The organism is Dyadobacter subterraneus (assembly GCF_015221875.1).
Lineage (GTDB): Bacteria > Bacteroidota > Bacteroidia > Cytophagales > Spirosomataceae > Dyadobacter > Dyadobacter subterraneus.
The window spans coordinates 2,394,714-2,420,866 of sequence record NZ_JACYGY010000001.1; the positions used below are offsets into that span (position 1 = coordinate 2,394,714).

20 protein-coding genes are annotated in these 26,153 nt (G+C 40.1%); 15 read left to right on the top strand and 5 right to left on the bottom strand.

The window, feature by feature from the left end; translation table 11 throughout:
* The first annotated feature begins 141 nt into the window (after positions 1-141).
* Complete coding sequence (locus IEE83_RS09960) at positions 142-3,660, top strand: SusC/RagA family TonB-linked outer membrane protein (protein WP_194123360.1); 3,519 nt, start codon at positions 142-144, stop codon at positions 3,658-3,660.
* Positions 3,661-3,679: 19 nt separating this feature from the next.
* Positions 3,680-5,458, top strand: a complete 1,779-nt coding sequence (locus IEE83_RS09965; RefSeq protein ID WP_194120438.1) for a RagB/SusD family nutrient uptake outer membrane protein — start codon at positions 3,680-3,682, stop codon at positions 5,456-5,458.
* A 67-nt stretch (positions 5,459-5,525) separates the two neighbouring features.
* On the opposite strand, the gene IEE83_RS09970 is transcribed toward IEE83_RS09965, so the two are convergent.
* The 4 genes from IEE83_RS09970 to IEE83_RS09985 form a co-directional block, all read right to left on the bottom strand.
* Positions 5,526-6,905, bottom strand: coding sequence for a hypothetical protein (locus IEE83_RS09970; protein ID WP_194120439.1), 1,380 nt, complete (start codon positions 6,903-6,905; stop codon positions 5,526-5,528).
* Positions 6,906-7,209: 304 nt separating this feature from the next.
* Positions 7,210-8,130 carry a helix-turn-helix domain-containing protein gene (locus IEE83_RS09975; protein ID WP_194120440.1) on the bottom strand — a complete coding sequence of 307 codons (921 nt, stop codon included), beginning with the start codon at positions 8,128-8,130 and terminating at the stop codon, positions 7,210-7,212.
* A gap of 76 nt (positions 8,131-8,206) precedes the next feature.
* Entirely contained in the window at positions 8,207-8,947 is a 741-nt protein-coding gene (locus tag IEE83_RS09980) for an SDR family oxidoreductase (RefSeq protein ID WP_194120441.1), read from the bottom strand.
* A gap of 283 nt (positions 8,948-9,230) precedes the next feature.
* Entirely contained in the window at positions 9,231-9,689 is a 459-nt protein-coding gene (locus tag IEE83_RS09985; RefSeq protein ID WP_194120442.1) for a hypothetical protein, read from the bottom strand.
* Between the two features lie 239 nt (positions 9,690-9,928).
* On the opposite strand from IEE83_RS09985, the gene IEE83_RS09990 reads away from it, so the two are divergent.
* From IEE83_RS09990 to IEE83_RS10000, 3 genes are all read left to right on the top strand, one after another.
* Complete coding sequence (locus IEE83_RS09990; RefSeq protein ID WP_194120443.1) at positions 9,929-10,747, top strand: SGNH/GDSL hydrolase family protein; 819 nt, start codon at positions 9,929-9,931, stop codon at positions 10,745-10,747.
* Positions 10,716-11,102, top strand: a complete 387-nt coding sequence (locus tag IEE83_RS09995) for a type I restriction-modification enzyme R subunit C-terminal domain-containing protein (protein WP_194120444.1) — start codon at positions 10,716-10,718, stop codon at positions 11,100-11,102. Before IEE83_RS09990 ends, IEE83_RS09995 begins: the two co-directional genes overlap by 32 nt.
* Before the next feature lie 705 nt (positions 11,103-11,807).
* On the top strand, positions 11,808-12,323 hold the full coding sequence (locus IEE83_RS10000; protein WP_194120446.1) for a hypothetical protein: 516 nt from the start codon (positions 11,808-11,810) through the stop codon (positions 12,321-12,323).
* A gap of 5 nt (positions 12,324-12,328) precedes the next feature.
* Here the strand turns inward: IEE83_RS10000 and IEE83_RS10005 are convergent, their stop codons facing one another.
* The gene (locus tag IEE83_RS10005) at positions 12,329-13,432 is read right to left on the bottom strand and encodes a DNA alkylation repair protein (RefSeq protein WP_194120448.1); all 1,104 of its coding nucleotides are present in this window, start codon (positions 13,430-13,432) and stop codon (positions 12,329-12,331) included.
* 202 nt (positions 13,433-13,634) lie between these two features.
* Between IEE83_RS10005 and IEE83_RS10010 the strand changes: the two genes are divergently transcribed.
* The 10 genes from IEE83_RS10010 to IEE83_RS10055 all read left to right on the top strand — a co-directional run bounded on the left by IEE83_RS10010 (position 13,635) and on the right by IEE83_RS10055 (position 26,126).
* Positions 13,635-14,657, top strand: coding sequence for an alkaline phosphatase D family protein (locus tag IEE83_RS10010; protein ID WP_194120449.1), 1,023 nt, complete (start codon positions 13,635-13,637; stop codon positions 14,655-14,657).
* A 322-nt stretch (positions 14,658-14,979) separates the two neighbouring features.
* Positions 14,980-16,239 (top strand): hypothetical protein, encoded by a 1,260-nt coding sequence (locus IEE83_RS10015; protein ID WP_194120450.1) that lies wholly within the window; start codon positions 14,980-14,982, stop codon positions 16,237-16,239.
* 5 nt (positions 16,240-16,244) lie between these two features.
* Positions 16,245-16,616, top strand: a complete 372-nt coding sequence (locus tag IEE83_RS10020; protein ID WP_194120452.1) for a hypothetical protein — start codon at positions 16,245-16,247, stop codon at positions 16,614-16,616.
* A 21-nt stretch (positions 16,617-16,637) separates the two neighbouring features.
* The gene (locus IEE83_RS10025) at positions 16,638-18,134 is read left to right on the top strand and encodes an FtsZ/tubulin family protein (protein WP_194120453.1); all 1,497 of its coding nucleotides are present in this window, start codon (positions 16,638-16,640) and stop codon (positions 18,132-18,134) included.
* A gap of 11 nt (positions 18,135-18,145) precedes the next feature.
* Positions 18,146-21,721: an acetate and sugar kinases/Hsc70/actin family protein gene (locus IEE83_RS10030; protein WP_194120454.1), complete on the top strand. Its 3,576-nt coding sequence runs from the start codon at positions 18,146-18,148 to the stop codon at positions 21,719-21,721.
* Positions 21,721-22,932 carry a hypothetical protein gene (locus IEE83_RS10035; protein WP_194120455.1) on the top strand — a complete coding sequence of 404 codons (1,212 nt, stop codon included), beginning with the start codon at positions 21,721-21,723 and terminating at the stop codon, positions 22,930-22,932. The genes IEE83_RS10030 and IEE83_RS10035 overlap by 1 nt, the downstream gene beginning before the upstream one ends.
* Before the next feature lie 18 nt (positions 22,933-22,950).
* Positions 22,951-24,660: a hypothetical protein gene (locus IEE83_RS10040; protein WP_194120456.1), complete on the top strand. Its 1,710-nt coding sequence runs from the start codon at positions 22,951-22,953 to the stop codon at positions 24,658-24,660.
* Positions 24,657-25,307: a hypothetical protein gene (locus IEE83_RS10045; RefSeq protein WP_194120457.1), complete on the top strand. Its 651-nt coding sequence runs from the start codon at positions 24,657-24,659 to the stop codon at positions 25,305-25,307. The genes IEE83_RS10040 and IEE83_RS10045 overlap by 4 nt, the downstream gene beginning before the upstream one ends.
* Before the next feature lie 239 nt (positions 25,308-25,546).
* A complete protein-coding gene (locus tag IEE83_RS10050; protein ID WP_194120458.1) occupies positions 25,547-25,927 on the top strand; it encodes a hypothetical protein in 381 nt (126 codons plus the stop codon).
* Between the two features lie 10 nt (positions 25,928-25,937).
* The gene (locus IEE83_RS10055) at positions 25,938-26,126 is read left to right on the top strand and encodes a T9SS type A sorting domain-containing protein (protein WP_194120459.1); all 189 of its coding nucleotides are present in this window, start codon (positions 25,938-25,940) and stop codon (positions 26,124-26,126) included.
* Positions 26,127-26,153: the final 27 nt, after the last annotated feature.

The following is a 26,153-nucleotide window of genomic DNA, read 5'->3' on the forward strand; positions in this document are numbered from 1 at the left end:
CCCGGAATGAGATCCTCTCCTGCTGTGCAATGCTTCGAACCATCAACAGTCAGAAGGGTAACGTTTAACAGGTTAATCATTAAACATCAGACAAATATGGTGAATTATTACCGTAAGGGACTCCCCTTATTGAAAAAATGTATGCGCATTTCTACGCTAATTTTAGGCATTAACCTATTGACTGCGGCATTACTGGCGGCCAGTCCCAGTGAAGCCCAGCATGTGCATATGGACGTCCGCCAGACGCGGGTCAAAAATGTGCTCCGGCAAATTGAGCAACAGGCTCATGTTACATTTGCTTTCGACGAAAAACTGATTCGAAATACGCCCCAGGTCACGCTTTATGCGATGGGGCTGCCGCTGAATGACATACTGAAGCTCATCGAGAAGCAAACTTCTCTGGAATTCAAGCAAGTGGGCAGTATGATTGGTATCACAGAGAAGACAAAAGCTGAAAAGATCCAGGAGGCAAAAAATCTTTCCTCACAGGTAAACATCCGTTTGATAAAAGGCAAGGTAACCGACGAAAAAGGCGAATCTCTTCCTTCCGTCGCCATCCGCCTAAAGGGCTCTAATGAAGGTACAATGACCGATGTGGAAGGAAATTACCAGATCAATATTCCCGGCGACGAATCGATACTTATTTTCAGTTTTATCGGTTTTATGGGACAGGAAGTAATGGTGGGATCGCGCGGTGTTGTCGATATAGTGTTGAAACCTGATGTTTCTACACTGTCTGAACTGGTGGTAACGGGTTATAGCTCGCAGCGTAAAAAGGATTTGATCGGTGCAGTTTCAGTGGTTGATGTTGAACAGTTGAATCAGACGCCCAGTGGAACCGTAACAAGTCAGTTGCAGGGCCGCGCTTCCGGGGTAACAATTTCGGGCTCCGGTCAGCCGGGAGAATCGCCCCAAATCCAGATCCGCGGAATTAACACTTTTGGAAATAATGCTCCCTTATATGTAGTGGACGGCGTTCCAACAACTTCCATTTCTGATTTGAACCCTAATGATATCGGTTCCATGCAGGTTTTGAAAGATGCGGGATCGGCTTCTATTTACGGTTCCCGTGCTGCGAATGGCGTTATTATTATTACAACCAAAAAAGGAAAAGATAAGGTAAAAGTAAATTACACCGCTTACTATGGAATTCAAACGCCTCCTGGCGGCAATGTATGGAACACTTTATCACCGCTGGAACAGGCACAACTTAAATTCAAAGTTCAGCAAAATTCTGGCTTAACCGTTGGTGATGATCAATATGGTTATGGGGCAGCGCCGGTTTTGCCAGATTATATCCTTCCAACAGGCGCCAAAGAAGGAGACCCGGGAACGGATCCATCGCTTTACTATGTCAATCCAAATTACACTTCCGTTGACGATTTCAATACCTTCAACCAAATCGTAAAAGCAAATAAAGCGGGAACAGATTGGTTTCATGAAATCTTTAAAAAAGCGCCGTCAACGAGTCATAACATTTCACTAAGCGGCGGGAATGACCAGGGAAATTATCTTTTCTCTTTGAATTATTTCAACCAGCAAGGGGCCCTTACAAACACTTATCTGAAAAGATATACGCTGCGTTCCAACAGCCAGTACAATATTGGCAAACACATCAGAATTGGTGAAAACCTGGCATATTCCATCAGCGACAATCCACGAAGCTATTTATCTGATGGCGGTTCTGCAATTGCATTTTCTTTTCGCATGCAGCCGATTGTTCCGGTCCATGACATTATGGGCAACTATGCGGGAAGCCGCGCTTCTGGCATGGGTGATGCTTTTAATCCGGTTGCTATGCGTGAACGTACACGCTACAATAAGGGTTTGAGCAACCGTCTGTTTGGAAATGTTTTCGCTGAGTTTGACTTGTTCAAATATTTTACCTTCCGTTCCAGTTTTGGTGGTGAAAATTACTCAGGAAGATCCAACAGCTTCGACTTCCCAACTTACGAAAACAAAGAAAACAGCAATACCAATACTTACTCGGAAGATTCGTATTCGGGTTATAACTGGACCTGGTCAAACCTTGTGACTTTCCACAAAAGCATGGGAAAACATGAGCTGACTGTTGTTGCAGGCAGTGAAAGTTACAACAGCAAAGGTTATGATGTGGGTGGAAGTACCCAGGGCTATTTTTCTTTTGATCCCAATTATATGAATCTTTCAACGGGTTCGGGCACAAGAAGTAATTATAGCAGTCGTTCAGGCGATGCGCTATATTCACTGCTGGGGCGGGTCGATTATATTTATGCGGATAAATACCTTTTCGGTGCCGTAATTCGCCGTGACGGATCATCGAAATTCATCAATAAAAGATATGGAACATTTCCGGCTGTCAGCGCGGGCTGGCGGATTTCCCAGGAGAATTTCATGAAAGGAATTTCCTGGCTGGATGATTTGAAACTGCGCGTCAACTACGGTGTCATGGGTAATCAGATCAACGTAGGATCAGGTAATGCATTCACAACATATGGATCCAATCGCCGCAGTTCTTATTATGATTTGAACGGTACCGGCAACGCAGGCGCTTTGGAAGGTTTTGAAAAATCGCAGATCGGAAATCCTGATGCTGTTTGGGAAAAAAATATAAGTACCAATATTGGTGTTGATGCAACTTTCCTGAAAGGTCATCTGGACATTATCGCTGATTATTATATCAAGGAGGTAAAAGACCTGCTTTTCAATCCCTCTCTGATAGGAACTGCCGGAGGTGGAAATGTGCCTTTTGTGAATATCGGACAAATGAAAAACAAAGGAATTGATCTTCAGGTTAATTCAAAATTTGATCTGGCCCGCGACTTGAAATTAAATGCCACTTTAACGTTTACAACCTACAACAATAAAATTTTGAAGGTTACCAACAGCGCGAATTATTTCGATCTGGAAGGTCGTGGATTTGACGGAGCGTCGATTGTCAGAAATCAGGTCGGTAATTCTATCGGCCAGTTTTTTGGATATAAAGTTGATGGATTCTGGAACACGCAGGAAGAAATTGACCAGGCAAATGCTCTGGCAGTTAAGCAAACCGGCAACCCGGATGCAGTCTATCAGGAAGGTGCGGCCCTTGGCCGTTTCCGTTACGCAAACACCAATGGAGACGGGGTTATTTCTTCTGCCGACCGCACGATGCTGGGTAATCCAAATCCGGATTTTAGTTACGGTTTGAACCTTGCGTTTAACTATAAAAACTTCGATTTCAGCATGTTCCTTTACGGGGTCCAGGGAAATGAAGTATGGAACCAGACACTTTGGTGGACAGATTTTAACTCATCCCGTTCAGGCGCGAAAAGTAAAACAGCTTTGTACAATTCATGGACACCAGAAAATCACAATGCAAAAGCACCGATCCAGGAAAATGCCAGTTCTTTTAGCACGATCAACGTTCCAAACTCATATTTTGTTGAGGACGGGTCTTATCTGCGCGCTAAAAACATCCAGATTGGCTATACTTTTCCTCAGGGATTGTTGAAAAAAATTAAGGTGCAGCAGCTGCGGCTTTACCTTCAGGCGACCAATTTATTTACAATCACAGGTTACTCGGGACTTGACCCTGAAATCAGCAGAAACAGAGATAATAGCCCAACTGTCATCGGTCTGGACGAAGGTTCTTATCCTTCTTCACGCCAGTACACTGTGGGCATTAACCTTACTTTTTAATTTGATCAGAGCGACAGATATGAAAAAAATATTCAACTATATAGGAGCTATTTGTTTGGTCATCTCCTTGCTTTTCTTGCAGGCTTGTCAGGATGATTTTCTTGACAAACCAGTTCAGGGAGCGTTAGGTGATGATGTTTTAGCAAACGCAAAAGGTCTTGATGCGCTTCTTACCGGTGCCTATGGCGCGCTGGACGGGCAGGGAGATTTTACAGGCGGAAGCGGCTGGGAGTCTGCACCGGATAACTGGATTTACGGAGCCGTTGCCGCAGGTGACGCGCACAAAGGAAGTGACGGAGGGGACCAGACGCCAATTGCAGCAATCGCGACTTTTACTTCCGGAGCCGACAATGGTTTTTTTAATACAAAATGGAAAGCGTTGTATGAAGGTGTTACCCGCTCAAATACGGTTCTAAGAGTTTTGGCACTGGTTAAAGACCTGCCGGAAACAGAAAAAGCACCTATTGAAGCACAAGCCCGTTTTCTTCGCGGCCATTATTATTTTGAGCTGAAAAAAATGTGGAACATGGTTCCCTGGATTGATGAAACCACCACGGATTTCAACCAGCCAAATGATGTAGATATCTGGCCGATGATTGAGGCTGATCTGAAATTTGCTTATGAAAATTTACCAGCGACACAGTCGCAGGTGGGGCGTGTAAACAAATGGGCTGCCGGCGCTTATCTGGGTAAAACTTATCTTTATCAAAAGAAATTTGACTTGGCACTTCCGGTTTTTACTGATGTGATTGCCAGTGGGGTAACTTCCAACGGGTTAAAATACGGACTTGTAGAATTCAAGGATAACTTTGATGCTTCGACCAAGAATAATGCAGAATCTGTTTTTGCAATTCAAATGGTGGCCAACGACGGAACACTGGATATTTACAGTGCGAACATGGGAGGGATGCTTAATTTTCCATATGGTACAGGAGCTCCTTTCAGCTGCTGCGGGTTTTATCAGCCTTCTCAGGCACTTGTGAATTCATACCGGACGGATGCAAACGGTCTTCCGCTTTTGGATGGTCCTAACAGCAGTCCGGTAAAAAATGACATGGGACTTACCTCATCAACGCCTTTTACTCCGGATGCAGGAACGCTTGATCCGCGTCTGGACTGGACTGTTGGGAGAAGGGGCATTCCTTATCATGACTGGGGACTTTTTCCGGGAATGGACTGGGTAAGAGACCAGGCATATGCGGGGCCATATGCGCCGAAAAAAAATATTCACAGACAGAAAAACCAGGATATTTATGCAGATCTTAGTTCCTGGGCACCGGGAAATGCGATTAATGTGCTGGTAATACGTTTTGCTGATGTTCTGTTGATGGCAGCCGAAGCAGAGGCAAATGCTGGAAGTCTTCAAAAGGCAGAGGATTACGTTAATCTGGTAAGAGCCAGGGCAGCAAAACCATCCGGATGGCTTTATCAGTATCTGGATGAATCCAATCCTATGGCAGGCTTTTCAGACAAACCGGCAGCAAACTATGCTATTAAACCATATCCGGCGGGTAAATTTGCTAGTGGGGGTAAGGACTATGCTTTAAAAGCAATTTATTTTGAAAGAGGTATTGAACTGGCCATGGAAGGACACCGCTTTTTTGATCTGGTACGCTGGGGAATTGCCGATCAGAAATTGAATGCATTCTTCTCGTATGAATCAAAAATTACCACCGATTTAAACGGAGCCAAATTCACCAACAGCAAAAATGTTTATTACCCGATTCCACAATATCAGATCGATATGAGTGTTGTGGGTGGCGTAGCAAAGCTGAAACAGAACCCTGGCTATAACTAGGCAGGGTTTTTAATATTTGCAAATCCCCCCGCAATTCAGTTTGAGGTGGGATTTGCAAACATTAATCTCATCTGATTTCCGCCGTTAGGGATTCTGGTAAAACTTTCAGCAAACCAGGATCATCCAGTATTGTTTTAAATTTTTCAGGATTTGGGTAGGAAATTTGCATTCGCGGTTTTTTAAGTATCTTTTCGTCGCGTGTTTTCAAGTACAATTGTATATTTTTAGTCTGTATCAATCTGATGGCCCGGTCATTTTTCATCGTTTCGATATCGCGGGGAAGCCTTTGTGCATGGCTGAAAAAAAGTGCACCAAAAAAGATGATTGCCAAAATCCTGAATGCCATCAATGACTTTCGATTTTGTCCAAAAATTTCGGCCGCCCGAATGACGAACCATGCATTGCCAGCCAAGCCAAGTTGCAAAAGGTCTGTGTAGCGCGAGGAAACTTCAAATAGCTCATGACCTCTTCCGTAGGCAAGTGCCAAAACCTGTGCGCCGGTCCATATAAAACAACCAAACATTAATAAGTCACAGCGGGTAAAACGTCTGGACATCAAAAGTACAGGAATTATTATCAGCACAGGTAACCAAAGCAAACCGATGTATAATTTATGGTCAGTTAGGGGCCATCCCATGATTCGAATGGTCGTTTTAACCATTTCTGTGATATTTTGCGCATGAAGGAAGTGGTGCCCGGCTACATAAGGCATCGTTAGATATCCGGTCGCAGGAATCATTATCAGAATAAAAATGATAACCAGCGATTTTACTGACCAACTTTTTTTGATATAACCATCAACACTATAAACAATGGCCACCACAATAGGTGTAATAAGTCCGGAAGCCATCGTCAAAACGCTCAGACCGCAAAACATTGCTACAATGATCATTGCCCGGATACTTTGTGGACGATGTACAGAAAGTGCAAGCGCAGACAAGCTTAAAAGATTAAGAAAATAAAACTGGTTTTGAAAACCTATCAGCATATTTTCCCATGAAAAAGGAAATGTTGCCCCCGCAACAATTACTGCTGCGATAAGCCACCTCGGCCCGTGTAACGCTTTTAGTTTGTAGAGTAGCCATAGCAGTAAAATGGGCGTTAAGGCGCCCAGAATGATGTTCAACCTTGTTTCGGTCAGGTTACTCCATGCACCGGTTAGTTCAAAACCAAGCAAGGTCATTAGCCGGGTCAGAAATATTCTGTGCTCATTGTGACTATTCCAAAGGTCAGAAAAAACCAGTTTCCCTTCGGTCCAGGGTTTTAACAATCCAATCCATTCGGCATCCCATTGATCCAGAAAAGGTAATGCAACAGCAAATTTTTCTACGTAATACCACCTTGCGAGAATAATGAGGATGGAAATAAAAGGGAGTATTGATGGCCAGTTAACATCCGTTTTAGATGCTTTTTTAACGGGCTTAAAAGTAGGGACATATTCAGTCATTTTTATTGGAAATCAAAATGACTATATATCTTTTTATACTTTTTCCGGCAAAACGGTCCGAAGATAACCGCAAGGTCCTATCAGAAATCAATGTCATCACTTTTAAAATTGTTAAGCGGTAGTTTTGAATCATGCTTCGTTGTAAGCAGAATTATGATTCGAATTCATATTAATGAGTCGGAAAATGCCTGGTTGGTTGCAATGGTGAATAAATTTTTCTTTATACGAATTGCTTAAATCGCTGCTGAAAATTAAAAAATCTAAGCGGGTATTTAAAAAAATCTAACCGGGTAGTTAAAATATTCTACAAGTCAAAGGTTTGGCGGAATTCCAGTGGAGACAGATTTGTTTTTTGTTTGAACAATTTGTTAAAAGACTGTGGATGCTCAAAGCCCAGTTCATAGGCGATTTCAGCGATAGTCAGACTGGTATTACTAAGGATTTTCTTGGATTTTTCAATCAGTTGATTGTGGATATGCTGCTGCGTACTCTGTCCGGTCAGCGATTTTAACATATCCGTAAGATAACGGGGTGAAACGTTCAGATGATCAGAAACTTCCTGAACAGTAGGCAGGCCGGACAGATATGATTTCTGCGTATCAAACCGGTCAGATAGATATGCATTCAGCCTGTCGATCAGATCATGATGAACAGATTTTCTGGTTATAAATTGTCTGTTGTAATAGCGGTTACTGTAATTTAAAAGCAGTTCGATCTGGGAAACCAGCACATCCTGACTGAAATGATCAATGTTATTATCAAGCTCCGCGGCAATGGATTCAAACAAGGCAGCAATGACCAGTTTTTCTTTTTCCGATAAAAACAACGCCTCGGAAACAGAATAAGAAAAAAATCCGTATTTCTGAATCGCGGTGCCTAGAGGATAATTTCTGATCAGATCCGGATGGAAAAACAAGGCGTATCCTTCATATCCTTTCTCATCATCAGACATGGTGACAATCTGGTTTGGAGCAAGAAAAGCCAGTCCGCCTTCCGAAAAATCATAGTAACCTTGTCCATATTTTACCTGACCATTGAAACTGGTTTTGAACGATATTTTGTAAAAATCAAGAGCCAGCTTGTTGCCGGCATCCGCGAGTGAAATTTTTATCTCGTTATAATTGATCAGTGCAACCAGCGGATGAAAAGGTTTGGGCTGTTCCAATTGCTTCATCAATTCGGAAATACTGTTGTAAGTATGCAGTGTCGTAACAGCTTTTTTCATATCTGGTAATTTTCAATGGCAAATAAAATTCAGGCACGAATGCAAAAATTAATCCGTGCCTGTGTAAAGTTACAAACTAATCCTGAGCCGTAGGGCGGATGACAATATCGCCGACATCAACATTGGAAGGAAGTCCGATCGCGAAGGAAACCGCGCTGGCCACAGCTTCTGGAGCTATTGCGATAGCTTCCATTCTATCAAGAACTGCTGTTTTCATTTCTTCATTTTTGATACTATTTGCAAAGGCTGTTTTTACAAATCCTGGTGAAATTCCTGTTACCCGCCAGCGTCCGTTGGATTCCTGGCGCAAGGCTTCACTGATTGTCCGAACCGCATTTTTTGTCCCGGCATAAACGCCCTGCATCGGAACAATTTTTATTCCTGAAGTTGAAATAATATTAATGATATGTCCTGAACCTTGTTGCTTGAATACGGGTAACGCCGCAGCTATTCCGTACAACACACCTTTAAGATTGATATCGATCATTTCTTCCCAACCTTCCACATCAAGTGCATCGATATGCGATAACTGGCTCACGCCGGCATTGTTGATCATCACATCAACCCGGCCGAAATGGCCGCAGCCCAATTGCACGAGTTTATTTAAATCCTCCCTGGATTTGACATCGGTTTCTGCATAAACTGCATTACCGCCATCTTTTTCAATTTTAGCTGCAAGCGCTTCCAGAAGATCTGACCTGCGCGCTCCAAGTACAACTTTTGCTCCCTGTTTGGTAAGCATCAACGCAATCGCTTCCCCGATTCCGCTGCTTGCTCCGGTAATTACTACCACCTTATCTTTAATTTCGCTTTCCATACAATTTGTCATAAATGATGAAGCAAAATTCCAGAGAAAACAGGTGGGAAGTGTAGCCAGAATCGTAAAGGTTGTAGTCTAAATCCCCGGTTAGGGAAAATATCGGAAGCCAACTTAAAGAGATAATCAAAATTGCGTTTATGGGCTAAGGTTATATTGATTTGGCAACTTGAAATGAAATGGTAATTTAAAATAATTGTTGAAGGGGAGGAAAATAAGCAGTTTCTAAAAAGGGCTGTCCATAATTGATTAGAAAAACGTAAAATTGAAGTATAATTTATCCTTATTTTTTCCTGACATAAATTTCAACAATCTCCTGATTAATATTCAGGCTATCAATTTTCTCAATTCCGGTTTGAATCAGGGAATCATTTTGGACGCGGAGTTTGAATTTAAAATCTCTGTTTTCCCAGTCGCGGTAGTTGCAGTAAGCCAGATGTTCAGAATAGTCGCCATCTTTCAGCTCATAAGTTCCTGCACCGGAATCAAATATCGCAGCTTCACCTTTACCTCCATTAAGATCATGTTTGAAAAACGCAAAGGTATCGTCGTTGAAAAGTTTTATCATTTCCTGCCCTTTAACCGGAAAGGTAGAAACGGTATCGCCTTTGGTGATGACCTTGCTTGAAACGAGTGACCAGGTTCCTGCAATCGACGTCTTGTTTTCTGATTTTGTTTCCGTTTTTTCGTTACAACTGATCAGGCCAAAAGCCAGCACAGAGGCGAGTAAAGTGATTTTCATTTATTTCGAATTAAGTAAAGTGTTTAAGATTAATGAATGCCTGGCTGCGAAGTATCGCAATTTAGTTTTGTTTCGATAAAGTTTCAGGTAATTACAGAATCTTCCCGTTTATCAATCTGATTTCTTGACGAAATGTTGATCAAATTTTCTGATTTCATAAGTATTTTTCGATGGTTGAAGGTTTATGTAAATGTTCTTAATTTAATATTCGAAGATAAAAACATAGCCATCTATATTCAATGAAGAAATTTTTTCTGCTTGCCGTTTTAATTTTTTTATCGGTTGCATCTGCGCCCCGGAAAATAAACTGGGTAGCCATAGGAGATTCAATTACCTATCTGAATGACCATAAAGATGAAACCGGAAACCGGGTCACAAAGGGCTACATGACATTAATTACGGAAAAACACCCTCAGATCGAATATATCAATCAGGGGCATAACGGCTGGACTTCCATAAACATAGCCGACAAAATCGAATCGCTCGGATTAGTCAAAGCGGATGTCTACACGATATTTCTGGGCACAAATGACTGGTGGCAGGGGAAAACCTTGGGTTCAATAGATGATTACGAAAACAATTCCGGAACTGGTACTGTTTACGGTGCTTTTCGAGTGATCACTTCAAAACTTAAAAGTCTGAATAAAAAGGCGAAGATAATCCTGATCACGCCCATGCAGCGGGGAGATTTTGTTTATATCAATAGCGCAAAAAATAACGCATACGGCTCATACCGGAAGAAAAATAAACAGGACCTGGAAGAATTCGTTAACGCGATTGTAGAAATCGGGAAACGTGAAAAATTGCCGGTTGTCGATTTGTATCACGACAGTGGCATAACACTGGATAACATGGTGAATTTTAAAAGACTAAAAGATCCGCAAACCGGAAATTATGAAAATTACGGATATCCAGCCTACACCGCCGTTCCTTTTGATCCTGAAAAAGATGAATATCCATATCCCGTTGAGGCGATTAATATGACCTACGACGGACTGCATCCTTCGGATAAGGGGTATGAGGTGATTGCGGGGATGTTGGAGAAGGTGCTTTTTTAATCGGCTCCGTCGCTGCGGTGCCAGGGTACATACGCATGAAGAATTTAAGAAGATTCTGGGAGAAAAACCCCTGGGTATTTTTGTCAGATCTATTTTAGGGCTGGATATTAATGCTGCACGTGAAGCTTTCTCATCGTTTTTGTCAAACGGACCATTAAGCTCAGTTCAAATTGAGTTTGTCAAGGATCTGATCAACCAGTTAACTCAAAACGGAAAAATAGATCCGGAAATGCTTTTCGATGCACCTTTTACAAAGTTTCATGAACAAGGAGTAGCGGGGGTATTTTCTTTGAATGATGCCGAGAAGGTTATTGAGATGGTGAAAGAGGTGAATGGCCGGGCGGTTGCGGGTTAAAAGTGTTGCTTTAACATAAAAATTATTTAGAAGATAATTCAGGTATGCCAAACTATAAAAAAGAGAAATATAATTTTTTGATTCCAACAATCAAATTTTCAGTAATTGGATTTTTCCTTAGTGGCTTACCTGCGATCATATTATTAGGTGTAAGCCAATTTTTTGAAAACTGGGTTACAAAAAATGATTGTGTAAGTGCAATGATTTATACATGGTAGACCAGTTTCCTGGGTAGTATAATGCTTCCTGTTTTGTTTTTTATATATCTAAAAAAGTTTGAAGTATATAAAAGACAATCTCTTCAATTTAAGTTGGCACTATTTAATTTTATGGAGTATGTGCTAATTACGGGCAGTCTATGCATTGTCTCATCTAACCCAAAAATACTTTGTTATGGGCATGATGGACAAATTGGATTGGAAATAGTTTTTATGGCGTGGTGTGCAATTCCATTCTTAATTATATACAGCTTTGTTCTTAACAGACAATCTATTATTGCTGAATACTCTTAACATACCAAGGTTTGTAATTTTATCAAAAGGTGATTGTTAATCGATTTGAAATTAAATGAAGACAAACATGAAAAATTCATCTATATCATTTTTCTTTTTCCTATCAACTCTCACCCTCCAACCCCAAACCCCCACCCAAAAAATCTACCACCAAACCTTCTCTGATCCCACCAACTTCACCATCATGTCCTTCATGGACAACAAACAGCCGGAGCATATTTTTGTAATGGATACGACATTGTACTGGCCGGCAGAAATATTCTGGCCAGGATGGACGGGCGATGAAACGCTTTTGGAAATCATGAGCCAGCCGGGGGAAGTACATGAAAGTTACGATCCCGATTATCTTTACAGAGATCCGGTGATTTTCAGATTGTTTTCGGCAAAAGAACGGGTCTCTTTGCGGAAAAGAGCCGGTGGGATAAAGCCAAAGAAAATAAGTTTGAAAGACAAAAATTACTCAACAATTCATTCAGCAAGAGGAGCAGGGCAATTTTATGTTATGACGACTGAACCAGTTTTTACATCAGACGGAAATCATGCTTTTATTTATATACAAGTGCATAACAAAAGCAATTTGCCCCTCATGTCACCTGGGGATGTGCTACCACTGAGTGAATCGCTTTTTGGGATGGTTACCATTATCTTCCAAAAACAAGCGGATCAATCCTGGAAAAAGATCAAGCTGATCAACCGGCTGTTTTTGTAATTTTGCTAATCATTTGTAATCTCAAAATCAAGATTTACCTTTTCTTCCCCATTCACAATAATCGAAAGCTGATGAAGCCCGGGATAAAATGTCCGCGTTGTGATCAGTCTGAAAGATTGTTTTCTGGAAACTTTGATTTTGGCACCGGCTTCATATTCTTTTTCACTGATCTTAAATACTTTTCGGGCCAGGTGTCCTTTGGATTTTTGGTAGTAGATTCCATATTCCAGTCGCACCGTTCTTTTGCTGTCATTCTCGTTGGTGATGTTAAAAGAAAACTCTACACTATCACCGATTTTTACTTTTGGCGTTGCGATTTCCAGATTTGTCACATTAATATTTTTCCCATCCAGACCGTAAACTTCCAGTATTTGAGCGTGACCTTGTTTTAGCAATGTCCGGCTGCCTTGTTTGATGATCGCGTCGGTTTCTTTGCTGCCGCCTCTCCATTTTTTAGCGATCGAAAGCACAATGTCCGGATGATCTTTGGCGATGTCGTTCAGGTTATTTGCTACACTTCTTCTCACAAATTCGGAAGGATCGTTTTTGAGATTTTCCAGAAGCGGCAGGAGTGGGGATGGATCTTTTTTCAAAGCCGGAATCGCCATCGCCCAGGGTAATCTTGGCCGGCTTCCTTCACTCGAAAATCTTCTTACCTTATAATTTTCATGTTTCGACCAAAGTACCATTTGATCAATCATCTGGTTTCCATATTTTAAAATAAACGGCCGAACTGCAAATTCACAGCTGATAAACTGGGTGATGAATTCCAGTGCTTTTACAGAAGTTTTAAAATCACCCAGTCCATAAGCTTCCACATAATCGGCCAGAAATATATAAGCCAGACTATCTTCGCCGGTATTTTGTTTTCGAAGCTGTGTGATGATTTTTTCAATCAATATTACAGCTTCGGGAAAATCGCCAGGCAAAAATTCATGAAAAACCCGTGTGGTATGTTTCATCCGCTCTTTCCATTCCATCGTTTTGAATGCATCTGTAAAAATCTGTTTGATGAATTCTTTTTTGTTGAAATCGGGAACGGTCAATAGCATGACCTCAGCGAAACGGTCATAAAAAGCGGGAGAATAAATATCTTTAATCAGGCTCATCGGAGGTGAAATTGTTAATGATGCCTGCAAAGTTAAGGTTTAGTTCCGGGAAGTTGAAAAGGGAAAATTTTATCCCTATCAGAAATCCTGCGACCGAATGCATAAGCGCAGGTGCAGTAATGGATGCGCTATATGAACAAATTGTAAAGTCATTTTAAGAGCCGCAAGATTTTCTAATTTTACGCACTAACAAATCACCTTCATGAAAAAACTTATTACTTCCTGTCTTTTTGCTTCCCTGGCATTTAGCGGCTGCCAGACTTCAAAAGTTGCCAAAACCGTTTCTGGTGAGTCAAATGCTGTTACGACCATTGCTTTCGGTTCATGCAGTGATCAAAAACGTCCGCAGCCACTTTGGGATGATATCGTGGCGCAAAAACCGGATGTCTGGATTTGGCTCGGCGATAATATTTATGGCGATTCAGAAAGTATGGATACGCTCAAAGCGAAATATGACAAGCAAAAATCAAATCCGGTTTATCAGCAGCTCCGCAGCCAGACCAAAATTATTGGCGTCTGGGACGATCACGATTATGGCGTAAATGACGGCGGAAAGGAATATCCAAAACGAAAAGAAAGTCAGCAGCTGATGCTTGATTTTATGGATGTGCCTGCGAATAGTCCGCTGCGTACCCAGGAAGGCGCTTACTCCTCAAATACTTATGGTCCGAAGGGTCAACGTGTAAAGGTGATTTTGCTTGACGGCCGTTATTTCCGTGATCCTTTAATGAAAAAAGACAAGGATAATATTCCTAATCCAACAGGTGATATGCTGGGCGAGGCACAGTGGGCCTGGCTGGAAAAACAGCTGACTAATTCGGATGCAGATGTACATATCATCGGCTGCGGTGTTCAATTTATCGTAGATGAACATCCTTATGAAAAATGGGCAAATTTTCCGGTAGCACGTAAACGTTTTCTGGATTTGATTGGAAAAACAAAACCAAAAGGCGCGATGCTGATCAGCGGCGACAGACATATTGCTGAAATAGCAAAAGTAAAAGTGCCTGGCCTGAACTATGAACTTTACGATGTTACAAGCAGCGGATTAACCCACGTTTCAAAACCGCATGAAGAACCAAACAAATATCGTGTAGGTGAAATGATCGCGAAATTGAATTATGGTCTGATCACAATTGATTGGAAAGCTAAACCGTTGAAAGCTGAGGTCAAGATCAATGGAGATAATTCGGAAACGTATCTGGTTCAGGAGATTAAGTTTTAAACAGATTTGTAAATATTGGGCAAAAGTATCTTTGCTTTTCAAATATTACTGCTTTCATCGTCATAAAAGTCCGTTTATCTACTGGATTTTTATGACGATTTTTTTTGTGGTAATTCTAAAAAACCTGCTTGAAAATTACCATCTTACGTATGTCATTGAGGATTTTTAAAATAATCGGCGTTTCCGTTCGTACTAATTCTGAAAATTTGTTGTGAAAAGTCTATTTATTTGCCTGAAAGGTATTCTAAGTAATAAAAATAGGCCGCAACCAACAAAATTTCTATATTGGTAACCAATTAGCCTCAATACAATATTATACTAGATGAAGAAATATTTTTATTTGCTTGCTTTACTAATCATTACATTTAGCTGCTCTAAAAAGGAGCAAAAACAAGAAAAGGAGCCTGACAAACAAATTGGCAAGGTTAACTTTTTTATGGAAACTTCGGCAAGTATGGCTGGCTATTTTAACGGCTCGACTCAATTTGTAAAAGACATTCCAAATCTTCTGGTTGATATTGAAGGAAAGGAATCTTTTGGCAAAGGTCCTCTGAAAATCTTTTATGTTGCTGATTCTTTAACGCCATACACGGGTTCGACCCAGGATTTTATCCGTGAAATTTCCACCACAAAAGTCGCTGACCAGAAATGCTCGGAAATGCATAAGATTCTGGAAATGATTGCCAGCAAAACAGATTCGAATGATATTTCTCTTTTTGTTTCTGACTGCATTTTGTCTTATCCAGATAATGTCATCAAAACCAATTCCGAAATTAATAAACAAAAAGCACCAGGGGAGTTGAAGGCATTGGTGAAATCTACTTTTTTGAAACTGAAAAGAGACAATATTTCAGCTTCACTTTACGGGTTTAACTCTGCTTTCTTTGGTAATTATTATACTTATCAAAATGCTAAATTGAAGCTCAACGGGCAGGAGAGACCTTATTATTTATGGGTAATCGGTAACAAGGAACTTGTCGGGAAATTCAATAAAAAACTGGCTGATCTGAATAATTTCAAGCCAGTTCTTGATCTTAATTTTGGATTGTTTGATAAAACAATTGACGATTTTGAGACTTTCTATACTTATGAAAGGGAAGGGAATTGGAAAGCGGATAACAAAAGTATATCTGATCTGGAAGCCTCTAAAAAGAAACCTTCTGCTTTCGCAATTGCGGTAGATTTGTCGGCACTTCCAAATTCAATCAGTGAACCGGATTATTTGAACAAGCATCTAAAAACTTCATCGGAAAATCTTGACTTCAAGATCAAAAATATTCTATTGACAAAGGATCTGGATAAGTCTAAATTAAAGCCAAGAGAGAAGGAATATCTTGAAAATAATACCCACGTGATTGTCATAGAAGTATCGGATATCTATAAGGACAAAGGAAGTATTGATCTTAAACTTCCGCTGGTTTATGACAATGGATACAAAGCCATGTCGACGATGGATGACAGAAATCTGGATTCGATTCCGGGAAAGACCTTCGCTTTTGAACACCTGATCGATGGTGTGCGCGAGGCATATGAAAATTCAAATGACAACTTTATTCACATTTCAATACCTGTAAAAAAATAGCTTCCATGTTTGAATTTCTTTATGAGCTGCTTTGCGGACAAAATCCGGATCCCATTTTTGCAACAGACATTTATCCTTTTGTAGGTTTGTTTACATTGGTTTTTGCCTTTGTTTTCACGCTTGTATTTTACATAATTTTGGGAAGAAGCAGGCCAATCTGGGACAAAACCGTGCACTGGGTGATCACAATGATCATTTTGCTGATCATCGCTTTTGGCTTTGCCTATAATCACGCGCAGACAGTTACGGAAGAGGAGGAGAATTCTTTCTTCTACACTTTTGCAATGGTCAACACGCTCTACGCGTTTATTTACTACATCCTGTTTTCAATCTTGTTGAAAAGATTCTCAATTTTCGCCAAGCGCACTCCCTTTTAACCCGTCGATTTAGCACAGATTATGCCTACAAGAAATACGTTTGTTTTTGGAATTGGAGGAACAGGGGCGAGGATCGTTCGCTCGCTGACAATGCTGCTTGCGGCTGGTACAAAACTTAATGATACAAATAAAATCATCCCCATCATTATTGATGTGGATGCCGATAATGCAGATACGAGCCGTGCGTTGGCAGCGCTTAAAACCTATAAATATATACGCTCACACGGTTACAGTAACACCGAAGAAATTCGAGACGGATTCTTCAATGCGAACCTGAATACACTGAGTTCTATCACGCCTGAAAATGATTATTCAGAAGGTTTGGATGATTCCTTTCAGCTGCAATTTGAAAATCTGGAAAAGTCGTTCATCGAATACCTTGATCCAAGAGGTGAGCTCGTAGGCGATATCAATATGGATTTGCTGGAAGCACTTTATGATAATTCCAGTCACGACGATCCGAATACGGAACTGAACCTGAAATTAAACCAGGGTTTTAAAGGAAATCCCAATATCGGTTCCGTTGTTTTTAATAACCTTTCCAATACCAAGGAATTTAAATTTGTACTGAAAAGTATCGGCGAAAATGACCGGATTTTTATTGTCAGCTCCATTTTCGGAGGAACAGGTTCTTCCGGGTTTCCGCAGCTGGTGAAACTGCTGCAACAGGAAGAAAAGCTGCGCGGAAATAAATATGGAGCACTTACAGTAATGCCGTATTTCAACGTGACCGATGATAGTAAAAGTGCTATCAATTCGGACATGTTTAATTCCAAAACCGAAGCGGCACTTTCTTATTATCTCAAATACCTGAATGGTAAAATCAACTGTTTTTACCAGTTATGGGACCGTCCGTTAAAACAATATGAAAACAAACAAGGCGGGATCGAGCAGAAAAACAGCGCGCATTTAATAGAATTAATTGGAGCCACTGCCATCATCGATTTTGTTAACAAACCGGATGGAAATTTCGCTTCAAAAGGTCAGACGCAGTATTTTGATTTTGGAATAAAAAAGGAGGATCAGGTTATAGACATCAGGCATTTCTATCCAAACACTGCCATAACGGTTATGGAACCGCTGACGCTTTTGACTTATGCGATGAAAGTTTATCTGGAAACAATTCCAGACATGCGTAACGAAGCTTTTTACAAGGAATTAGACCTGGGTGATAAAATTCCAAACAATGCATTTTATCAAAATCTCACCGCTTTCTTTTCGGTGCATTACAAAAACTGGCTGGTGGAAATGTCAGGAAACGAGCGAACATTTCAACCTTTCAACCTGACGCAGGATTTGAATGCTTTGGTGCGGGAAAAACCGATTGAGGTAAAAAAAGTGCTTGGGATCGTAACCAAGCCGGGAATTTCAGAAGCGTTTCTGAAAACTGAACTTGGAAAACTGGAAGATGAATTAAAGAAAAGTATTCCCGATCAGGACAAACGTTTCTTTAAACTGCTCAACCGTATTTCTATGGAATGTTACAAAAAACTGGAAGCACTTCCATCCATGATCTAAATTTCAAAGCCATGTCTTCATACATTTTTAGAAAATATCCGGGTTATAATCCCAACGAAATACAAGATTGGAGCCAAAGCACAGGGATTGATCCTGCCAGTTTTGATCCTGAAAATATAGCTTTTGGCAGAGGTGCGTCCAAGGCGGGAACATCCATTCCGTCGCCCATGGCAAGACTTGAACTTTTTGATACCGCCTTTCAAATCGTCGCTTCGGACCGCGGAAATCTGGATGGGAATACGATTTACCACCAATTGGTATCAGATTGTCTGGATGTTTTTCAGCTTTTGTTTAATGCGAAAAATTCGGAGATAGGTCCCGGCAAAAAGATCTGGTTCAAGGAATGGAAAGTGCAGGAAAATATTGGCAGACTGAAAGAAAGAGGAAAAGATCATCCGCATAATCTGCTGGCCAAATCGCTTGAACAGATTTTCAATGATAGAGACAGCGGCAGATTTTCGGAAATGGACAGTCTGTTCCTGATTTTTTATGAAAATAAATTATTGGGTGGAACCTCGCCACTTTCGCTGTTTTTTACAACGCCAAACTGGGCAAGGTATATTAAGAATAATGATATCAAAACAGTTCCGCAGAGCGCTGACGGGAAGTTATTTTTCAGTAATGATTACCGGCCGCTTTACAAAAGAGACCAGGAATTCATTGAATATATCTACAAACTTTCACTTCAATTTAAACCAGCTTTTGCCAAAGCAGACGGTTTTCGAAAGTATCTTAACAAAACAGTAGACCGTTATTTTTCAGAATTCAGACATCAGTTTCCTGAATATCAGCAGGCAGGAGCAAGTTTGATGGATAATGAATACAGCAAAATAAAAACGAATGTTGATGGTAAATTTTTGACTGTCAACGGACTTTTCTTTTTCCATCAAAAAGAAGAAAAAGAGAAAGAAAAAATCAAATCGGTCAGTGACTTTATTATCCGCGCTACCGAATCAAAATATAAGGATCAATACAACGATAAAAACGAGCAGCAGCTTGTTGAACCGCCATTGGTTTTGGTGGACGGGATGAATATTCCGGGAGATTACATGGAGAAAAATATTCCATGGAATTCATCGACAAGAGTTAAAGATTTTTATCATCGGGGCGTTCCTTTGTTTGAAAGGAAACTGCCGCAGGGAAATGGTTTGACGACGGTTACTTATCCATTTCTTACCATTGACGATTTTCTGGAAGATGCGCTGGTAGAAATGCCTTTTAACATCAACAGAGGGAAATTCTATACTGGTTTTGGTGGAGATTTTAAATATCTGTTACCTGTCAGAAAGGAATATTTCAACTTCTTTAACCTGGCCGATTTGAAGAATAATCTGTCCATTGAAGTAAATGACGGACAGGTTACAGCAAATCTTAAAATACCTGTAAAAAACCGCAAAGGCGTTTCTGAAATCGTTTTTTCAAGAAAATATGAGAAAGGTAAATCCATTGTGGAGTACCGCTCAGATCTTGGGATTTTTCCTTTTTACCAGATTAGTGATTCCGATCCGAGATTAAAAGATCTGAATGATTATACCATTCTTTTGGCGGAAAGAAATGAAAGAATGACCCTTAAAAAATTGGAGTTTTATTCTTTCAAAAACTTTGCTTCCGATACTAAGAATCTTAATGCGACTGTGGATGAGCGCTCAACCTGGTCTGATATTAACGCGGGGAATTCGGGTTCAACATCAAGGTTTTATAAAATTAAAGAAGCTTTTGATTACATCCAGTTGGCCTACACGGATCCAAACGGAATTGATTCCGGAGGACTGATTATACCGAACTTCGAAACAAAAACTTTTAACAAAGATAATCTTACCAAAGCGTACACTTTCGCCATCGATTTTGGTACGTCCAATACACATATTGCCTACATGCAAAATGGGGAGGCATTGCCAAGGCCTTTCGATATCGGAGAGCCGGATCAGCAAATGGTACTGCTTAATGCGCCGGGACGAAATGAATCAGGCGGAAATAAATTTGACTCCTACGGGAATTCCGGCTGGATGGATTTGACCTTACGCCGTGAGTTTTTGCCGCCTGTTATGGGAGCCGGACAAAATATTTCCTATCCGTTCAAAACGGCAACCTGCGAAATTGTTTCATTCAATAACATCCAGAACAAGTCGCTTTTTAGTCACATCAATATTGGTTATTATATTGATCAGGAGGAAGTTCAGGCCAGTAACGTGAATTACACGACCAATTTGAAATGGTTGCTGGAAAACGATAATAATGATTCAAACAAGAGCCGGGTCAGTGCATTTTTAAAGCAGCTTCTACTTCAAATCAGGGCGAAAATAATCCTGAATTATGGGAATCCTGCGGATTTGAAAGTGGTCTGGTCGGTTCCGTTAAGTATGGAGCGCGGGATTAAATCTGAGCTTAGAAAAGTTCTGGACGGTGCTTTTAAGGATGTATTTAAAAATTCCGGCGCCAGATTGGTGGACCCGATCCCAGAATCTGTCGCGCCATATTTCTTCCTTACAAAGTCGGACACCGACATTCAGGATACTGCCAACGTAGTAAATGTAGATATCGGCGGTGGAACGACGGATGTGATGATGTTCATGGAATCTTCCGGTAACCGGACTGATAAATATTTAACGACATCTTTCCGATTTGCCGGTAGTGATATTTGGGGAAATGGGTATCGTAACAAGTTAAAGGATAATGGTTTTATTAGGAATTATCTGGGCTACCAAAAGAAGAATTACATTAGTCCGAATGAAATAAAATATTTTAACAAAGTTAAGGACGATACAAATCTTAGCGCGGACGATCTTGTAAGCCTGCTTTTCCGTTATGACGATTTCAAATTCAGCGATTCCATCACAATCGGGAATCCGGATTTACTGATCATTCCTTATCTGCATTACAGCGCGATCATTTTCCATTTGGTGCAATTGATCGAGATAAAAGATTATCCTTTGCCGAGATATTTGTCTTTTACAGGGAAAGGAAGTCAGTATATAAAACTGCTTTGCGGTGGAGATGAACGTGATCTTGAAGATTTTACCCGTCTTCTGATCAATGCCTATACATCAAAAACGCTTCAATCCGGATTTAAAATTCATCTTAATACGAATCCAAAGGAGATTACGGCCAATGGTTCGATTCTGTATGCGCTGGCTTCGGAAGATGAAAAGGATAAATATAGAAAAAACATGGATTTCATACATCCCGGTTTTGATCCGAAAACGAATGCTGAGCTGGAATTGAAGCTTTCAACGGGCACCGGGAAATTTAATATTTCCGATACTTTTGAAATTGACAGTCCGCTGAATGTTGCGGTGCTTAACAATCTCAATGAGTTTTTGGAGAAAACACTCAGTAACCCGGAAATCTCTAAATTCCTGAAAGACTTCAAAATAAACGGTCTTAAAGAATCACTAAGACTCTTGCAGTGGAACCATAATATCTTTAACGGTGAAGGTTTTATCTACGATAGCTACCGGAAAGTTTTACAGGATCTGCATAAACAGGAAGGTGAAAACGAGATTTCAGAATCATTGTTTTTCTTCGCTTTAAAAGATGCCTTGTATCGTCTTTCAAAAAGTATAACAGAAATCAAACCAGTTGTTTAATGAAAAAGTGGGTGATTTTATTTGTGCTTTTGGTTTTGCAAATATCGGTAAAGGCTGAAAATGGAGCCGGTAAGCAAATTAAAGATGCGAAATTCCAGATTGTAAAGGCAACCATTGAGTTTTTGGCTTCGGATAAAGAAACGTTTAAGGAAGCAAAGGAAAAGCAATGTATGAATTGTAAAGGTTATGAAGATCTTTTAAAATTCGTAGAAAAAAATAAGATCAAAAAAGCGGATGCGCTCATTGGCGACTGGAAAAAAGTTTCTGTGGATACGTCTTTTTCTAATTGGGAAAAAAGTATAGAGAAATTTAAAGATCGTGTCGTCAGCGATATTACATCCGGCTCAAAAAGTAAGCGCAAGAAGCTTTCCGGTTATTCTATTTATGAAGACAGGCTCAGCTCAATCATAGAAAATATTTCCATTTCTGAACCGATTGTAGATGTGCCCGATATTCAAAAAATTGAAGAAACACCAGAACCTGTTGTTGTACCAAAAGTAACGGAACCAGTAAAAATAATGTCAGAAAAATCTTCGGAATCAGCCAGCTTTTTTGCGTTTTTGCCAGACATTTCAAAAGATATGTCTTATGTTATTATCCTGCTTCTTTTGCTTGGAATCTTGTTTTTGTTATGGGTACTCCGTAATAAAAATCAGGAAATGGAAAGGAATGACAGAGCGCTGAAAGATCAGCTTCACAGAAACGGAAGCACGGAATGGCAATCGAAAAATATGAGTAACGAGCTCAAATCTGTTAAACAAAAACTGAAACAGGCAGAGGCTGAAATTGCGATTCTTCAGGATAATATCAGAGCTGAAATGGAAAGAAATGAAAGGCTTTCTGTTGTGCCGGAAATTGAAAAACCGGAAGAAGAAATTGCGGTACCTGTGCTGGAATCACCAATTAAATACGCCAGATATGCAGATCAGGGAGATGGGTTTTCTGTTCAGGAGTTACTGGAAGAAGAGGACAGTGAAACCATATTTGAGCTAACGATTTTATCTCCAAATACCGCTTCTTTTAAAATATCAAACAATCAAAATGCGCAGCGTTACGCGCTTTCAAACTCTCCATACTTTCTTGGGAAAACAAGCCAGTATGATACATTTCCATCCGGTAACAGTTTGATTAATACGGATATACCTGGTGAATTAAAACTTCAAGGTAACAAATGGCTGATAGTGAAGCCTGTCCAGATCAGTTTTAGTTAACGGAAATATTCACAAATAATGGCGTCAATAGAAAGTCTGAAACAGCAGTTGAAGGATCTGCTGATTTTAAATCATGGAGATATCAAAATTACCGAATACCCCAATTTGGTATATGAGGGGAGAGAACTTGATTTTAATCTCGGACAGTTAAATCAGCTTATTCAACAGGTTTATACAGATATCGACTGGCGGCCTTATGAGATCATCAATACAAAACTTGAACTGGTTTTTAGAAAAGGCATTCTGTCCACAGACCAGTTTGAAGAAATCGTTTCGCTTGTAGGCGGCACTATCAATAGAAATATCGTTGAGCAATATGTGGTTGCTGAAATAAGCAAAAGAGATTTTAAACCACGTGAAATCAATCATGCCGACCCGCTCTCGATTCAAAATAAATGGATGACAGATTTGGTCTGGCTGGATTATAAGGAAAGTCTGATCGAAGTAGAGTGGCTTGGCGAGAAAGCCAGTTCTCTAAGCAAATTGGGTGATATCTCTTTCAACAATAAAGATGACGCGAAATATTTTTTAAGAAATGGAAATTACCTGCCTGGTCTGATCACTGCTTTAACAAAAAGCGCGTCGAAAGCGGATGAATTTGCCAGAATAATTGAAGATGAATTTGACTCGGAAAAGCGTTATTTACGGATTCTCTACAAGTTGAATCCCCGTTTGCCGTTTCGGTTTGAAGATGAATTATATACCGAAGTTTCAGTTTTACTACAAAGTGCCTGCGAAACTCCAAGGGGATATCAGGCTTTACTGGAATCTTACCGAAAAGGGATACTTCAGATCTGGATCCAGGAAGCTGATCCCGTAGCAGCTTTAAATCTTTCTGCGCAATATGATCTTAACAGCTTTCTGAGATTTATATATAAAACAGATTCTACGCTTCCATTTTTTGTTGAAAATCATCGTTTCTTAACGCCTGACGCATTGGCGGATTATGCAAAAAAAGATTTTTCAATCTGGCTTGCTGTTGCAGAATCCATGGCTGCTAAAAATATTCATGAATGGTTTATTGGTATTGGTAAGCAGGACTGGAATGATCAGATAACAGATAGTTACGCATTTCTTTCGCATGCCGGATATTACACCGAACCGGAAATAAGGCTTGCGATGGTTCAAGCGTTATTTCACATTATCAACCTGCTTTCCGATAAGCCAAGACTCGCAATTGATCAGCAAAAAGTACAGCTTTTGTCCGTAAATGGGGGTGTTGTCTTAAACCATCGTATCAATATCAGGTTGATAAATCAGGGCTATGTAAAAGTAAAACTGTACTTCAAATTCATAAAAGACGGAATTTCGCTGAGTAAGGACATTCTGGAATTTAACAATCTGGAAGGAAAGGTGAGTGAAAACATTGACATCATTATTGATACTTTTTTACTTCAAAAAGATCAGCTTTATAATCTGGAACTGGTGGTTTCCTCGGTTTATGAAGACATTGTCATACCGGTTGAAATAAAAGTTATTTTCCCGAAGAAAGCCTATATCACCAAGCTTGTGCTATACGGTTTTATAACCGCATGTTACTTCGGCGGTTTAAGATTTCTGCTTGGGATTTTTATAGATTATAACGGTTGGCTGGTGCATAATCCGAAAATTGGAAGACCGGATGATGTGATCGGCAATTCGCCGCTGTGGTCCTTTTTCGTATTTGCTATGTTTATTTTGGGAGGTATATTTTCTTTCAGTCTGGTTAAAAAATACGAGAAGATATGAAAGATGGAAAATCAGTATTTGTTGTATTGGCGCTGACTGTTTTTGTAGTCTACGTGATGCGCAATTTTCTGGGTAAGCTAAGCGCTTTTTTCTTTGTTCCAATCGATAACCTGTTGTTCATCTCGCACAGTATTCCTCCTTTTTTAATGTGGATGGTTTTGGGGTTACTAATCGGACTTATCTACGGTTCTTTCGTTTCGATTAAAAAATTTAAGCTTGATTATAAGCTACTTGTGTATCCGGGTTTGGCTTTGCTCATTGGTGTTAGCTTGATTTTACTGGCGTCATTTGTTGTCAAAAAAGTTAAAGGTGGGAATGAGTCGGATAGTATCAGCGTGGAGACTGAGGATAAAGGAAACCGCAGGTTCTTGACCGCTGCTAACCGGGCTAAATTGAATAAAATATTGGAAAAAGGTATACAGGCTGTGGAGAATGAAAGGTATGAAACCGCTGAGGAGCTTTTTATTAAAGCGGCATCTATCGGAAAAGGTGATTCACGACTGGACAGTCTGGCCAAGGTTTATATCAATATCGGACATGACAAATGCACACTTTTTAAACGAGATTCCCAACTCAAATACATACCTAACTATTACTATAAGTACGCAGCTGCCCTCACAAACAGGCCTCAGGAAGTTTGTAAATGAAATTTGCCATCTGTTTATTTTTTAAATTATAGTAAACAAATAGCATTCAAATTTTCAAATTTGTTACTTCTAACTAGTTAATTTCCAGAGATAAACACATAATTTCATATTAAATAAGGTCAACTATAAATTATGTGGTTAGGAAACATCTTCTACTTTTAATATCTGTTTTTTCGGCTCTGACTGGTTTTTCACAAGAAATTACTTCCTGCGGTTTTAGCTCAGTCCAACAGAGAAAATTGTTACATAATAAAAATTATAAGTCCGGTTTAACTGATAGTGAGTCAAGGCTGAATAACTATTTAAAATCAGGAAATTCGTTAAGAACGGCTGCAACTGTCTACACACTTCCGGTAGTTTTTCATGTGGTAACAAATGGAGGTGTGATTGGAGCTGCTGATAATCCTTCGGATGCAAATATACTTGCAACGCTAAAACTGCTTAATGATACGTGGAGCAAAAATCGTATTTCCTACGGCGGAGCTGATTTGCAGATCCAGTTTGCGCTTGCCCAGCGATCATTAACCTGTGGAAGTACAAATGGGATTAACAGGGTGAACGGAAGTGTTGTTCAGTGGGAATCCAAAAGTAAATGTTTTTCCCAATCCGGCGGTCAATAACCAATTCTTTTTGCAAACTCCAATCACCACAAAAGTGAAAGTTTACAACATGATCGGACAGGAAATTTTATGTGAAACGGCCAGCGAAAATGCAGCGCTTGTAAAAGTTACGGCAAAGCAAAAACTGGTTTCCGCAATTTATCTGGTCAAGCTGACCGGCGGCGGAATTGCAAGATCGATTCGTCTGGTAATTCCGTGATCAGTAATGATTTTGACAAAATACTTT